This window comes from Paenibacillus rhizophilus, from assembly GCF_003854965.1.
Taxonomy (GTDB): Bacteria; Bacillota; Bacilli; order Paenibacillales; family Paenibacillaceae; genus Paenibacillus_AQ; species Paenibacillus_AQ rhizophilus.
On sequence record NZ_RQPI01000003.1, the window covers coordinates 328,450 to 343,835 of the forward strand.

The 15,386-nt window shown below is 40.1% G+C and carries 15 protein-coding genes; all 15 read left to right on the forward strand.

What is annotated here, in order from left to right:
- The first annotated feature begins 39 nt into the window (after positions 1–39).
- The 15 genes from EH198_RS08720 (at position 40) to EH198_RS08790 (ending at position 15,356) form a co-directional block, all read left to right on the forward strand.
- Positions 40–2,049 carry an S-layer homology domain-containing protein gene (locus tag EH198_RS08720; RefSeq protein WP_124695146.1) on the forward strand — a complete coding sequence of 670 codons (2,010 nt, stop codon included), beginning with the start codon at positions 40–42 and terminating at the stop codon, positions 2,047–2,049.
- Between the two features lie 189 nt (positions 2,050–2,238).
- Positions 2,239–3,015, forward strand: coding sequence for a YveK family protein (locus EH198_RS08725; protein WP_124695147.1), 777 nt, complete (start codon positions 2,239–2,241; stop codon positions 3,013–3,015).
- Positions 2,996–3,682, forward strand: a complete 687-nt coding sequence (locus EH198_RS08730; RefSeq protein WP_124695148.1) for a CpsD/CapB family tyrosine-protein kinase — start codon at positions 2,996–2,998, stop codon at positions 3,680–3,682. Before EH198_RS08725 ends, EH198_RS08730 begins: the two co-directional genes overlap by 20 nt.
- A gap of 58 nt (positions 3,683–3,740) precedes the next feature.
- On the forward strand, positions 3,741–5,579 hold the full coding sequence (locus EH198_RS08735; protein WP_124695149.1) for a polysaccharide biosynthesis protein: 1,839 nt from the start codon (positions 3,741–3,743) through the stop codon (positions 5,577–5,579).
- Between the two features lie 24 nt (positions 5,580–5,603).
- Entirely contained in the window at positions 5,604–6,248 is a 645-nt protein-coding gene (locus tag EH198_RS08740; RefSeq protein ID WP_124695150.1) for a hypothetical protein, read from the forward strand.
- Positions 6,249–6,250: 2 nt separating this feature from the next.
- Positions 6,251–7,243 (forward strand): stalk domain-containing protein, encoded by a 993-nt coding sequence (locus EH198_RS08745; protein WP_124695151.1) that lies wholly within the window; start codon positions 6,251–6,253, stop codon positions 7,241–7,243.
- Between the two features lie 26 nt (positions 7,244–7,269).
- The gene (locus tag EH198_RS08750) at positions 7,270–7,494 is read left to right on the forward strand and encodes a hypothetical protein (protein ID WP_124695152.1); all 225 of its coding nucleotides are present in this window, start codon (positions 7,270–7,272) and stop codon (positions 7,492–7,494) included.
- Positions 7,495–7,523: 29 nt separating this feature from the next.
- Entirely contained in the window at positions 7,524–8,150 is a 627-nt protein-coding gene (locus EH198_RS08755; protein WP_124695153.1) for a sugar transferase, read from the forward strand.
- Between the two features lie 3 nt (positions 8,151–8,153).
- Positions 8,154–9,032: an NAD-dependent epimerase/dehydratase family protein gene (locus EH198_RS08760; protein ID WP_124695154.1), complete on the forward strand. Its 879-nt coding sequence runs from the start codon at positions 8,154–8,156 to the stop codon at positions 9,030–9,032.
- 2 nt (positions 9,033–9,034) lie between these two features.
- Complete coding sequence (locus EH198_RS08765) at positions 9,035–9,808, forward strand: glycosyltransferase family 2 protein (RefSeq protein WP_246014156.1); 774 nt, start codon at positions 9,035–9,037, stop codon at positions 9,806–9,808.
- A 211-nt stretch (positions 9,809–10,019) separates the two neighbouring features.
- Entirely contained in the window at positions 10,020–11,348 is a 1,329-nt protein-coding gene (locus EH198_RS08770) for a UDP-glucose dehydrogenase family protein (protein ID WP_124695156.1), read from the forward strand.
- Between the two features lie 29 nt (positions 11,349–11,377).
- Positions 11,378–12,676 (forward strand): O-antigen polymerase, encoded by a 1,299-nt coding sequence (locus EH198_RS08775; protein WP_124695157.1) that lies wholly within the window; start codon positions 11,378–11,380, stop codon positions 12,674–12,676.
- A gap of 12 nt (positions 12,677–12,688) precedes the next feature.
- Positions 12,689–13,501 carry a glycosyltransferase family protein gene (locus EH198_RS08780; protein WP_124695158.1) on the forward strand — a complete coding sequence of 271 codons (813 nt, stop codon included), beginning with the start codon at positions 12,689–12,691 and terminating at the stop codon, positions 13,499–13,501.
- Positions 13,502–13,538: 37 nt separating this feature from the next.
- Positions 13,539–14,411: a glycosyltransferase gene (locus tag EH198_RS08785; protein ID WP_124695159.1), complete on the forward strand. Its 873-nt coding sequence runs from the start codon at positions 13,539–13,541 to the stop codon at positions 14,409–14,411.
- A gap of 36 nt (positions 14,412–14,447) precedes the next feature.
- The gene (locus EH198_RS08790; RefSeq protein ID WP_124695160.1) at positions 14,448–15,356 is read left to right on the forward strand and encodes an alpha-1,2-fucosyltransferase; all 909 of its coding nucleotides are present in this window, start codon (positions 14,448–14,450) and stop codon (positions 15,354–15,356) included.
- Positions 15,357–15,386: the final 30 nt, after the last annotated feature.

Sequence of the window (15,386 nt, forward strand, 5' to 3'; positions counted from 1 at the left end):
GGATTTATCAAATAATAATACATAAGAGGTGGATGAAAAGTGACATTGAAGAAGAAATTAGCCGTTTCGACGCTTGCGGTTAGCATGGCGGCGGCATCCGTAGCGGGACTCCCGCTCAGCGGCAAAGGATTGGCGCAACAATTGGGATTTGTTAACGTGGCTTCAGCTGCAAGTACAGTAAACAACGACCTGAAAGCCAAGTTTATTTCGCTTTATTCCAACTTGCAACCGGCTGACTGGGTCAAACTTGGAGCCTTTTACAAAGATGTTAACGCCCTTTCTCAGTCGGAATACGAGGGAATCTTCGCTCCGATTCTGGGTAAACTCAAGCTTAGCGACACGCAAACGACAACTTCATACAAGTTGTTCCAAAGCGCTACCAGCGTGGTCTATGACGTGTATCAAAGTGATTACGCTGCGATCGGCAGAATTCAGACGAATGCAGAGTATACGGATCTGCTGAAAGCTATTGCCGTAAAAGCTGAAGTGGATGACCTGAGCTTCGACGATTTCTTGGAGTTTTTCTTTGGAACATCGGGTGTTGAGGCTGAACTCCGCGAACTTCTAAAGGGCAAAACGCAAAGCGAACTGCAAGCCATTATTAATGATCCGTCCGCTTCCGAAACTCTTTTTGAACAAGCCTATGACAAAGTTCTTAACCATGCGACAGGTTCCCAGCAGGCGACAACGGTAAGCCAAGCGGTTTATAACCTCGATATTACCCCGACGAATGTGAAGACGGCGCTCTATAATCTGAACGTTGCCCTTCCTTCCGCAAAACCAGCTGCACAAGCGCTCGCACAGGCTTATATCCGCGCATTCGGACTTGGTATTGCTGATAATACTGACAGTACTCCTACTGACAGTACTCCAGGCGGAGGTATTATAGGTGGAACGACTACCACACCATCTACCGATGTAGCCGTATTCGATGCTTCCAAGCTCGTTACCGTGACGAACGGCAAAGCGACAGTGGCTCTGGTTGACGCCGATGTAATCAAGGCGATTCAGGCGCTGGCCGCAGCCAAGACAGGAACCACACTGACTATTAACCTTGGTACAGTGAATGCGGCGACGGTCGAAGTCCCACTCTCCAAAGCAATTATCGATGCGGCCAAAGCTAACGGCATTGCCAATATCGCGATTACTTTTAACGGCGTGACTATTACGATTCCGGTATCCCAGTTTGACGCAGCCGTGACATTGACCGTTACAAAAGCCGATCCTTCTGTAGCGACTTCTGTTACATCCCTGAAGCTGGCTTCCGATGTATATGAATTCGGTCTGACGGTTGGCGGCGTGCCAACATCGACATTCAAACAACCGATTACGATCAAGCTTCCGCTTAAAAATACGGACGGGCTGGATAAAGAACTATTATCCGTAACGAAGATCGTATATGGGGCTCTCCAGTTCCAAGGCGGTGTACTTGACGGTGAATTCATCGTTGAGCCGCGCGATACCTTCTCTTCCTACGTTGTTGTAGAGAACAAAGTAACCTTCAATGACATCGCCAGAGTACAAGCTTGGGCCGGAAGACAAATTCAAGTGATCGCGGCCAAAGGCGCGATTGAAGGTGTAGGCGGCGGCAAATTCGCTCCGAAGAACAGCGTTACCCGCGCCGAGTTCGCGAAGATGCTCATCCGTGCGTTGAACCTGGAGAATAGCTTGGCTGTTAGCAACTTCGGCGACGTGAAGAAGACCGACTGGTTCGCGCCATATGTTGCTGTTGCAGCTGAGAAGGGCATTATTAACGGACGCGGCGCTTCGAAGTTCGATCCGAACGCCACGATTACACGGGCCGAAATGGCAACAATGATTTCCCGTGCACTCAAATCCGTTCATAATTTGAAGGACAGCGGAACTTCCGCAGCGGCTCTCAGCGTCTTCAAGGACGCCGCGAAGATCAGTCCTTCGCTTAAGGATGGAGTTGCTTTTGCCGCTAGCAAAGGTTTGATTATCGGCAACGCCGGCAAATTCAATCCGAATAATACAGCTACGCGGGCTGAAGCTGCAGTCATCATTTACCGTACAATCAACTTCAAATAAGTAATTACCGGCCTCCTCTCATGCAGGTGAGAGGAGGTATTTTTAACTAATGCCAATAATAAGCTTCGCGCTTAGAACAGGCCAGCTACTTCTACGAGAAACGGTTGCCGCTATTAAAAAGAAGGGGTAGGCGTTTCTCGTAGAAGTAAGGCTTGAAATATTTCAAGAAGAGCTTGGAGGGAATTATACGTGTTATCACAAGAATTGGATCTTCGCGACTATTTCCGGATTATTCGGAAACGGTTGTGGCTGATCGTCGGAATCGTTATTTTAGCGTGCGGTATCGCCGGAATATACAGCGTATATATCAAGAACCCGGTATATGAGGCTTCAACCAAGATTATTGTCAATCAGACACCTAACCAATCGGCGGTTGCCCAACTGGATCTCAATCAAATCAACACGAATATCCAATTGATCAACACGTATAAGGAAATCATTAAGACTCCTGCCATATTGGACATCGTTGCAAGTAAATATCCGCAGTTCGATCTGACGACGGATGAACTGATGAAGAAGGTCAATGTCAGTTCCGTAAATAATACGCAGGTGATGACCCTCGTAGTCAGGGATAATTCCTATTCAAAGGCAGCCGAGGTCGTTAACGCCATTTCGCTCGTATTCAAGCAGGAGATTCCGGATTTATTCAATGTGCAGAATGTTTCTATCCTTAACGAAGCCAAAGTGAATCCAATACAAGCTCCCGGTCCGGTGGAGCCGAATGTAATGCTGAATTTGGCTATCGCCTTTGTCGTTTCCCTGATGATCGGTTTGGGGATCGCCTTCCTGCTGGAGTATATGGACGATACGCTCAAGACTGAAGCAGATATCGAGCAAGTGCTAGGACTTCCAACTTTGGCTATGATTACGAGAGTGGGAGCGGAGGAAATGAAAGCGGGAGAGCCAGTCTCCGCAACGCAAACCAGAAAGACGGGGGAGCTTGAACATGTCACAGCAGCAAAGTAAACAACGTCATTTGATTACCGTCACCAATCCGCGTTCCACCGTCTCGGAAGCGTTCAGGGCTCTTCGGACAAATATTGATTTTTCCTCAGTAGATGACAAGATTCAGGTCATTATGGTTACCTCCTCAGGGCCTGAGGAAGGGAAATCGACAGTTACTGCCAACCTGGCCGCCGCCTATGCACAAGCGGACAAGAAGGTAGTGCTAATTGACGCAGATATGCGGAAGCCGACCGGGCACCGGACCTTCTCGCTAAGCAACCGATATGGCCTGTCCTCTCTATTATCGCAGCAGGCGAACCTGGATGAAGTTATTCAGGGCTCCGAAGTTCCCAATTTATCGATTATTACCTCAGGTCCGATTCCGCCGAATCCAGCCGAAATGCTTGCATCCAACCGGATGAGCGCAGTTCTGCAGGAACTGAGACAACGTTTCGATATCATCCTAATAGACACGCCGCCTCTGCTCGCCGTCACCGACGCTCAGATTATGGCTACCAAGAGCGACGGAGTGATTATGGTAGTAAGCTACGGGAGAGTCAAACGCGATATCGCAGTAAAAGCCAAAGCAAACTTGGACCGGGTAGGATGCCGAGTGCTTGGCGTCGTTATGAATAATGTTAAACGCAAAGCCAGTGAAGGCTATTATTACTATTATTACGGCAATTAACCGCAGGTTGAAACAGGCTTTAATAGTCACCATATGTTATTTTTCGGAGGCACTGAAAATGACAGTGAACAAACGGTTTATCCTATTATTCATGATCGATCTTATCATCGTGTGGTTTAGTATTGAAACGTCCTATCTTCTGCGGTTCTACGGAGATATTCCCGATAATTATTCCCGCCAAATGCTGCAATACTGTTTAATTTCTTCGTTTACCTTTGGAGGCAGTCTTTACTACTTCGGCTTGTACCGAAGAATATGGAAATACGCGAGTATTGGCGAGATTGTCGCCATTCTCAAAGCTATTATTGTTGGAGCCATATTATCATACGTCTTTTCTTTGGTGCTGTTTGATGAACGTCTTCCGCTAGGAGTAGAGGCGCGGGTAATCGAAACAATCCTGCTGTTGGTCGGCGGAACCCGCTTTTTATGGAGAGTAGTCGTTCATAAGGAACGGAATGGACGCAATGAACAGCAGAACCGTGCGTTGATCGTAGGCGCCGGTGATTGCGGCACGCTAATTGCAAAGGAAATGAAGAGTTCTTCTTTTGCCCATACCCAATTGGTAGGATTTATTGATGACAGTCCCTACAAATTCCGGATGTCCATATTGGGCGTTCCGGTGCTGGGGAACCGGCATTCTATCCCGCGTATTGTAAGTGAGCAGGAAATCAATGAAATCATTATAGCAATGCCCTCGGTATCACGAACGGAAATATCGGAGATTATCAGCATTGCCAAGCAGACCGGCATCAAGCTGAAGATTATTCCGGCGATTAATGACTTGATAACCGGCAAGGTTTCAGTTAAACGGCTGCGCGATGTCAGCGTGGAAGATTTGCTTGGACGCGAACCTATTGTTGAGGACCTGAACAGCATTTTGGGGTACGTTCACAACAAGGTGGTTCTCGTTACCGGAGCCGGCGGCTCCATCGGTTCAGAGCTATGCCGTCAGGTTGCCAAATTTATGCCGGACAAGCTGCTGCTGCTCGGGCACGGAGAGAACAGCATTTACAACATTGAGATGGAGCTGCGAAAAAGCTTTTCGAACTTGAATCTGGTTCCGATTATCGCCGATATCCAGGACCGCGCCCGCATGATGGATGTATTTCGTGCCCATCGTCCGCAGGTAGTCTTCCACGCGGCAGCCCACAAGCATGTGCCTCTTATGGAAGGCAATCCTTCCGAAGCGATCAAGAACAACGTTTTCGGCACCCGCAATGTAGCGGACTGCGCGGATGAATACGGTACAGACCGCTTTGTAATGATATCCTCCGACAAAGCCGTTAACCCGACGAGCGTTATGGGAGCCACGAAGCGGATTGCGGAAATGTATGTTCAGAGCCTCAATACGATGAGCAGAACGAAATTCTCAGCCGTCCGTTTTGGCAATGTCTTGGGAAGCCGGGGAAGCGTTGTTCCGGTCTTCAAGCAGCAGATTGCCGAAGGCGGGCCGGTTACAGTCACCCATCCCGAGATGGTTAGGTACTTCATGACGATTCCTGAGGCGGTACAGCTTGTGATCCAGGCGGGAGCCATTGCCGAAGGCGGCGAAGTCTTTGTGCTGGATATGGGTAAACCGGTGAAGATTCTGACGCTGGCTGAAGATTTGATCACCTTATCCGGTTACGAGCCTTACAAGGACATCCAGATTACGTTTTCTGGTATCCGCGAGGGCGAGAAGCTGTACGAAGAGCTGCTTACGGCGGAAGAGAATTTGGGATCAACACAGCATGACCGGATATTTATTGGCAGACCGGCCGTCTTAACCTCAAGCCAATTGGAGCTTGAATTTAAACGTTTGGACCGTGCTCTATTGGAGAGCAACACGGCTTCAGTCCGGGAGATTATCAATCAGATCGTGCCGATGATGCCTGTTGCCAATGCGGCCATCAGCTAATCACAAGCTAAACGGAGGATTACCATGTTTAAGAAAAGATGGACCAAAATACTGGCCTGGACGTTGTCGGTCATCATTATTCTGGGAATAGGCGGTGCATTTGCCGCCAATTATGCGGTGAACAAACTGATGAACTCCATGGCGGATGGACTGGCGACGGAGACTGGCGGCATAGCCGAACCTCAAGTATCCGCGGCTCCGGCTTCACCAACGTCATCGGCTGTACCACAGGTAACGGATTCGACAATTACCCAACCGGTAAACACAGCAGCCAATTCCAACGCCAATAACAATACCGATACCCAACCCGTCAAGGAGCAGAACAAGCCCTCATCATCACCTGCTGCCAATTCGGATTCTATAACCGAATATACTCCGCAAATAACCACGGAGAAGGCCAAGAAGATACAGGAGAATGTCAGCGTAAAGGATAAGGCCGACGTCGTCTCCATAGTATTGGGCGAGTTGAGTATATCTGACATCAAGCGGCTTCAAACATTGGCACAGGGCGGATTAACGGTAGATGAGAAGAAGGAAGCACGCGCTCTAGTTATGGGAAAAGTCTCGGAACAGCAGTATAACGAGCTCGTGCAGATTGCCAAGAAGTACGGCGTCAGCGAAGGGAAATCACGCAGCCAGATACTAGCAGAAGAAAAGGAAAGTGAGTAAATATGGGCAAATTAAGATATTCCGCTGCAATACTGTGGCTGACGATGCTGATCAGCATTGCCCCAGTTACGGCATACGCTGCTCCAGTTGTTATTAAAGCACAGACTATAAAGGCAGCAATAACGTTTGACGGGGTCAACCTACAGCCTCCTGAGGGACAATATATCTTTATCTATAACAATTCCACTTATGTGCCGCTGCGCTTCATCTCCTACGCGCTTCAGAAGAGCGTAAGCTGGGACGCCAAGAATATGAAAGTAACGGTCGCTCAGCCCAACAGCCGGGAGCTGACCGTGATTAAAGAATATTTAATGAACGCGGGCAATCCGAAAACTTCCGTAGCAGTAACCAAAACCGTTGCTCTCAGCAAAGTTAATGCAAGCTATGTCTTTAACGGTTCCATCAAAAGCATCCCCCAAGGTTTATCCAGCTACATACTGAACGGCAACCTGTACGTACCTCTGCGCTTTCTTTCAGAAGCGGCAGGAACAACCCTGAAATGGAATCAGAAGACCAAGAGTATTACAGCTTTTACCAGCGCCTATAAAGCGCAAAGTCCGAACGATACGAAAAGTAATAACGATGATTCTTCAAGCTCTAGTCAAACGGAACAATCCTCTTCATCCCCTGCGCCGACCGCACAGGCTGGAACAGGCGCTTCCGGAGGTGGGGCAGAGAGCAAGTATTCCTACGAACAGATTACCAGCGAAACGGAAGCGAAGCTTACCACGCTGCAATCTCAAGCAAAGTCCGCCTTAATGGGACTGGCAATGGAATACCTGAACGCCAAGGATGACGACGCGAAAGCTGCAATTCTCTCTAAAGGCGAGCAGCAGCTGAATTCATTCACTTCATCATTTAACAGCATCATTTCCGCTGCCGAATCCAAGCTGAAAGCGAACGGTTATGATACGGCCATTATTGACCAGTATCGCAGCGCCTTTGAGTCACAAGTCAATAGCGGGCTTGAATTAGTTAAAGGCATGGCAGATTAATCGAACATACCAATGGAGGTATAACTATGAGATTAAGAGATCTGTTGACCGTTGTCGAGAATACCGTAACGCTTGAAATATCGGGTCAGCAAGAGACGTATGCAACCAAAGCCAGCATACCGGACACCCGCATGAACTCTGAAGTTAAACGGCTTGCGACGATGGACAGCGGCTTGATCATTCAACTGGGTGAGCCGAGAAAAGTGCCAACGCTAGAAGAATTGGGCTATTCGTTTGAAGTCGGAATGTAATAACGAAAACTGGAATAAGGGTGAATTCTATGAGGTCTTATACAAGGATTAAACCGGTCGTGGATATTCTGCTTGCTCTTGTCGCTCTGCTTTGCTTGTGGCCCTTCTTTATCATTATCGCTGCGGCCATCAAGTTGGAGTCCAGAGGCCCCGTTCTCTTCAAGCAGAAGCGAGTTGGCAAGCATAAGAGCGAATTCCATATTCTGAAGTTCAGAACGATGCGCACCGACACACCCAAAGATATGCCCACACACTTATTGAAGAACCCGGAAGCCTGCATCACCAAGGTCGGCAAGTTCCTCAGAAAGACAAGCCTAGACGAGCTGCCTCAGATTATCAATATACTAAAGGGCGAAATGAGCATCATCGGCCCCCGGCCTGCCCTATGGAATCAGTATGATCTGGTTGAAGAGAGAGACAAGTACGGAGCAAATGATATTAAACCGGGCCTGACCGGATGGGCGCAGATTAACGGTCGCGATGAGCTGCCGAATGAAGAAAAGGCAAAATATGACGGGGATTATACCAAGAAAGTATCTTTCATTTTTGATGCGAAAATCTTTGTCATGACCATTGCCCGAGTACTGAAATCCGACGGCGTCGTTGAAGGAGAAAGCCTCAAATCAGCATCCAAAGCTAAAGGAGTTGCCTCTTAAGAAATGAGCAGAAAGAAGATTCTGATAACCGGCAAGAGCAGCTACATAGGAACAAGCTTTATCAAATGGGTAAGCCAATGGCCGGATCAGTACGAGGTCGAGGAGATATCCGTTAAGGGGGAAGAGTGGAAAAAACACGATTTCTCTGGATATGACACGGTTCTGCATGTAGCTGGAATAGCTCATGTCTCGGCTGATCCTAAATTGGAAGATCTGTATTATAAGGTTAATCGGGATCTGACGATAGAGGTAGCGAAGAAAGCGAAAAATGATGGAGTTAAGCAGTTTATTTTTATGAGCAGTATTATTGTTTATGGGGATAGTGGCGGTATAAATGAGAAAAAGATTATCACTGAACACACCATTCCACAACCCACTAATTCTTATGGGAATAGTAAGTTACAGGCTGAAGAAGGTATAAAAAGCCTAGAGGATGCTGAGTTTAAAATTGTAATTATCAGACCGCCTATGATCTATGGGAAAGGATCAAAAGGGAATTACGCAAAATTATCAAAAGCAGCTAGGATACTGCCCGTTTTTCCAGATATCGATAATCAGCGCAGTATGCTTTATATAGATAACCTTGGTGAGTTTATTCGCCTTATAATTGAAAATAATGAAAGTGGATTGTTTTTTCCTCAAGATAGCGAACACGTAAAGACATGCGAAATGGTTAGATTGATTGCCAAGGTACATGAGAAGAAAATTAGATTAATCAGAGTGTTTAATCCTTTATTGAATGTTATGGGAACTAAGGTAGCGATAATTAATAAGGTATTTGGTAATTTGATTTATGAAAAAAGCTTGAGTATTTATAAAGAAAAGTACCAAATTTGGGACTTGAGAAAGTCAATAGAGTTGTCAGAGTTGGAGAGTGCGTAATGGTGAGTGAATTAAACGGTAACATTATTTCAGAAGGCTTAGTTTCAATAATCATGCCAGCATACAATTGTGGTGACTATATAGGAATCACAATTGATTCGGTGATAGCTCAAACATATAAATATTGGGAGATCATTGTTGTAGATGACTGTTCCACAGATAACACTGAAGAAGTAGTGAAAGAGTATATGTCGAAAGATCCAAGAATTAAATACCACAAGTTGGAGAAAAACTCTGGTGCAGCAGTGGCTAGAAACAAAGCTATTGATCTCGCAGCAGGAAAATATATGGCCTTTCTTGATAGTGATGATGTTTGGTTTCCTGAAAAGTTAACAAAACAGATCGGTTTTATGGAGGAGAATGGATATAACTTTACTTGTACTAGTTATACAAAGATTGATGAACATGGGAACTATCTTAACCGCACTATTAGAGCACATAGTAAAAGCGATTATGATGGAGTTTTAAAGACTTGTCCAGGGAATTCAACAGTTATATATGATGCGGAAAGATTAGGTAAGTTCAAAATTCCAAACATAAAGAAAAGAAATGATTATGTGATGTGGCTTCAAGTTATAAAAAAAGAATCTTACCTTTTCGGCTTTGAGGAGGCGTTAGGAAGTCATCGCATAAGAGAGGGAGCAATCTCAAAAAAAAAATCAAGTTTAGTAGGGTATCACTGGAAGGTATATCGTGAGATTGAGCATCTATCATTTGTTAAATCAGTCTACTTAATATGTTATTGGATTATATCAACAGTATTTAAGTTGAAGTGAAATAGAGAATATCTCATATTAATTATATATTGATCTAAATTATATAAGTTCATAATAACAAGATCACAAAGGAATATATTGCAAAAAATAGTGATATACAGGTTATTCGGATGATACAATGACTATTCACTATCCGCTAAATAATTGCGGTCTTTTAATCGTAATTTAAGATTAACTTTTTTGTACATTATTAAGGTGGGAGCAAACAATAATGAACATTGGTATTGTAGGAACAGGTTATGTTGGACTTGTCCAGGGTGTTATTTTATCTGAATTCGGTATGAATGTTACCTGCATTGATATTAATGAAGAAAAGATAGGTTTACTAAACCAAGGTATATTACCAATATACGAACCAGGACTAAAAGAAATATTGGACAAAAATGTTAAATCGAAAAGATTGAAGTTTACTACAAGCATTGATGATACTATACAAAATAGCCATGTTATTTTTATTTCTGTGGGTACTCCACCAAAAGAGGATGGTAGTGCTGATTTAACATATGTGTTAGAAGTGGCGCGAATGATTGCAGAAAATATGAATGGTTATAAAGTAATTGTAAATAAATCTACTGTTCCTGTTGGGACAGGGAAACTTGTAAATAATTTAATTAAGGATATTCTGAATAAACGAAACGTGGACTTTGATTATGATATCGTATCAAATCCAGAGTTCTTAAGAGAAGGTAAGGCAGTGAAAGATTGTCTTACTCCCGATAGGATTGTCATAGGTACCTCTTCAGAAAAAGCAAGAAATATTATGAAAAATGTATATGATGTGTTGTATATTAATCAAACACCCTTTGTTTTTACCAATATTGAGACTGCGGAGATGATTAAATATGCTTCAAATGCTTTCTTGGCAGTTAAAATAAGTTACATTAATGAAATGGCGCTTTTGGCAGAGAAGGTAGGAGCAAATATTCAGGAAATTGCTGCAGCTATGGGAATGGACGGTAGGATATCTCCTAAGTTCTTACATGCAGGTCCAGGTTTTGGGGGGTCATGCTTTCCTAAAGATACTAAAGCCATAACTAAGATTGCTAGAGACAATGGAGAACAGATGATGGTCATTGAAGCTGCAATAAAAGCAAACGAGAAGCAGAAAAATAAAATGGTTGAGAAAATAAGATATGCAATGAATGAGAAAGGGGATCTAACCGGAAAAACGATTGGAGTATTAGGTTTATCATTTAAACCTGAAACTGATGATATGAGAGATGCCCCTTCTATTGATATTATAAATGGATTGGTTAGTTATGGTGCAAAAATACAAGCTTATTGTCCCGAAGGTATGAAAGAAGCTGAGTGGAGACTTGAACATATAAACAGCAGCATTAAATATATGAATAATGAATACGAAGCAGCTAAAGAAGCTGATGCAATTGTTATTATCACGGAATGGCATCAATTTAGAGGAATGGATGTTTCAAAAATAATTTCTAATATGAAAGATTCTTTTGTATTCGATTTAAGAAATGTGTTTTTTAGAAAGCAGGATAAAGTTAATAAATTGAAATATTTTGGTGTTGGAGTCTAACTAAAATCTATTCTAAGTATTTTAAGTGGGTGATCGAAATTACAACAACATTACCATTATTTATAAGTAGTATATATATTATTTTACTATATATACTCTATACCAAAAAGATTAAAAAGTTATCTCCCGCAATTTCCATGCAATTTTTTTGGATAATATTTATATCACTAGCACTAGTCTTTGCTGGCGATATCAATATTGGATATTTAGGGATTATATGGATAATTATTTCCATAAATTTTTATTCATTTGGATCTATTGTAGCAAATGGATTTTATACAAAAAAAAGCGTTCCAGAAAAAGAAGTTTTTTGGACTATTAATTATGCTTATTGTAAGAAAATTTTAATCGTTGCTGTAACTTTGTTTATGGTTAGTTCCTTGTATTCAATAATTTCTACTGGAATTAGGTTCAGTACATTTTTAGACTTAAATCAACTGTTTGATTTGAATGCTCAAAATGCACAAGATAGATATTTAAATCAATTTAATTTTTCTTTAGGAGAAAGAGTAAGACTACAAATAAATACGATTTTATCATATTTCACACCTTTCTTAAGCGGAATATTCCTAGTGGTTTCAAAAAATATAAAAGATAAAGTCCTATGTTGGATATCATTTATTCCCACGATCATTGGACTTTTATCATCTAATGCAAAATTAGGTCTTATTGTTGTAGTATTCTTTTTTGTGTGCGGAATATTAACAACCCAATTATTATTATATAAAAAAATACCTGAACTAAATATTAGGGTGATTATTAAGATAGTTGCACTTATTGTAATCTTCTTCTTGCTATTGTTTATAGCTATGATATTAAGGGCCGGAAGATACGATGCTTACATGATCGAAATATTAAAAATAAAATTTGTTAATTATATATTTGGCAGTGTGTTTGCCTTTGATTACTGGTTCAATAGCACGGATACTACACAATTATATTTCGGAGCTAGAACTTTTAATGCTGTCACAAATATTTTAGGAACATTTGCTAGGGAGCAGGGTGTATATAAACTCTTTTATAGTGAAGGTTTTTATAATACAAATGTTTATACAGTCTTTAGAGGAATTATAGAGGATTTTGGTAAAATTGGCGGTTTAATATTTATGTATACTAGCGGTGTGATTGCTGGTTATTCTCATAGAAATATTTTAAGCAATAAACCAAGCGCCGTTTGTTACGCAGTTTTATCGGCAAATTATTTTTTTATCCTATATAGTTTTATAATCAGTCCTTGGTCCTATACTAGCTTAATTGCAGTCTTTATATTAATGGCTCTAGTATTAAAAATACTCAAAGAAAATCGGCCTTTAGACAGTATAAAGTAGAGGAGTTAAACGATGACACAGGTTGACATTGTGTTTATAGTTCTGACTTATAGAAACAGCAAAGATATGGTTGATTTTATTGAAAGTGTTCAACTAAAGGTTTCAAATTCATATAAAATAATTGTAGTCAACAGTTATTTTGATGAAGATAGTATGAGGGAAATAGAGAATGTAGCTAAAAATTATTATTGTGACTTTATTAATGTTCCAAACCAAGGGTATGGAGCGGGAAACAATGTAGGGATTGAGTATGCAAATAATAACTACAATTATAAATTTTTAGCCATATGTAACCCAGATACAGAAATAATTCGATTTGATTATAAAAGTATACAAGAGTATGCAAACTACATAATTGCACCAGAAATTAGAACCTTAGATCATAAGCAACAAAATCCATTTAGACTAATAAACAATAAGTTATTAGAATACTTAAAGTACATCGCTTTCAAAAAAAAGAAATATAAATTATTGTATATTGATATTGCAATAAATAAAATTTTAAAAGTGTTTTTTCTTCAAGTGAATAAATTTTCAAAAAGAAAAGTTTATAATATTTACTCATGTCATGGCTCTTTTTTAATTCTAGGTCGTAACACTATAAAAAGGCTTGGCCCATTATATAATGAGAAAATGTTTTTATTCGCAGAAGAAGATCACTTAGCACAACTTGCTAGATCAAAGAAAGTTAGTATAATTATGAATTCACACGTTAGTATATTGCACAAAGAAGATGGGAGTATGAACTTTTTGGAAGGAGCGATTATCGATAGAGTTGCTGAATCCTATATCGAGTATTATCAAACTTGGTACAAGATGAAGTGACTATTTAAGAAAATTCAGCAGAGGGGTTATTGATTCCATGATATATGATTCATTCTGTGTAGGAATTATATTCTACAATCCGACTAAAGAACAAATTCAAAAAGTGAGGGATTATTCCAAAATAGTTGATAAAATTTATATTTATGATAATTCGGAAGGTAATGTAGATGCAGCTGTACTGGAATTAATTCAAAGAGATTATTGTGAATATTTAGGGGATAAAAGAAATGATGGTATTTCAATTGCTTTAAATTACTTATGTAATAAAGCAATTCAAGACAGATATAAATATATACTATTAATGGATCAAGATAGTATTTTTGATTTGGGAAATATGACAAAACTATTCGAGGTAGTAAGTAATAATAGTGTTGAGAACATAGGAGTTTTCTCTCCAAAATCTACTGCCATAAGATTTATAGAGGACATAGACAGAGAGCAGAAGAATGTCGAAAGAAGCCCGGAGGTTGATGAGGTAAGCTGGAGTATTACCTCAGGAAGTGTAATTGACTTGAAGATATTTAATATTACGGGTGGATTTGACGAGAATTTATTCATTGACAAGGTTGATTATGACTATTGTATAAACATAAAATCATTTGGATATAAAACGGTAGTGGTCCAAAATTCTCTCTTATATCAATTTTTAGGAGAGCCCACAGCTGGAATTATTAATTATTATCAACATAATTATATTAGACATTATTACATGTTTAGAAATCGCTTGTATATATTAGATAAGTACCAGAAGAATAAATTAAACAAAGTCTTTCATTTAGTAGTGTCTTCTTTAAAACATATCGGAATGGTATTGTTGTTAGAATCATCAAAAATCAAAAAAATAAATGCAATGAGGAAAGGTTTCTTTGATTATAGAAATAGAAAAATGGGGAAGTGCTCACATTATTAAAATCAATCTAAGACTATTTTTGAGAGGCGTTTATAAATGATTATTTTAAAATTAACAGGTGGTTTAGGAAATCAAATTTTTCAGTATGCTTATGCTAGATTTATACAGGAAATGTATAACGAGCCTCTTTTTTTTGATACTACAGCATACAAGAAATATAAGATAAGAAATTTTTCCTTGTTCAATCTAAATATATCTAAAGAAATACAGGATATACAATTTAGTGGTCTGAATAAATATGATTTTGTAAGGCTGAAAATACACCAAAAAATTTATAGGGCATATCAGCGTTTCTATAAGTTAACTTTTGAAAGGGATGCTACTGGAGAAAGGAATTTCTTGAAGTATTCAAGAAAAGGGCTATACTTCACATTTGATAGACAGTACTATTCTTCCATTAAAGTGGATAAGAGAATTAAATGCATATATGGATATTTCCAAAGCGAAAGATATTTTGAAAATATAAAGAATGAAATTAAAACCGAATTAAAAGTAATCACTAAGCCTTCTGAAAAGGCTCAATTTTATTTAAATGAGATTCTAAGCTCTAACGCAATTGGTGTAAGTATAAGATGTGGAGAAGATTATATCAATTCTCATTTGAATGTTTGTTCGAAAGAATACTATTACAAAGGGATGGAAATTATAGCTTCAAAAGTTAAAAATCCTGTATTTTACATTTTCAGTGATAATATAAATGTAGTAAAGGAGTTTTATAATTTTAAGTATCCCGTTAAATTTATAGATAATTTACCGGACTATGAATCGTTAAGGTTACTATATTCCTGTAAGCATTTTGTGATAGCTAACAGTTCATTTTCGTGGGCTGGGGCTTATTTATCGGATAATGAACAAAAAATAATTGTAGCACCTAGTAAATGGTATAAAAATTCATTAAGAAATCCTGATATTTACTTGAAATCAATGATTTTAGTAGAAGTGTGATTGGAAAAAATAAACAAGTTTTGAGGGACT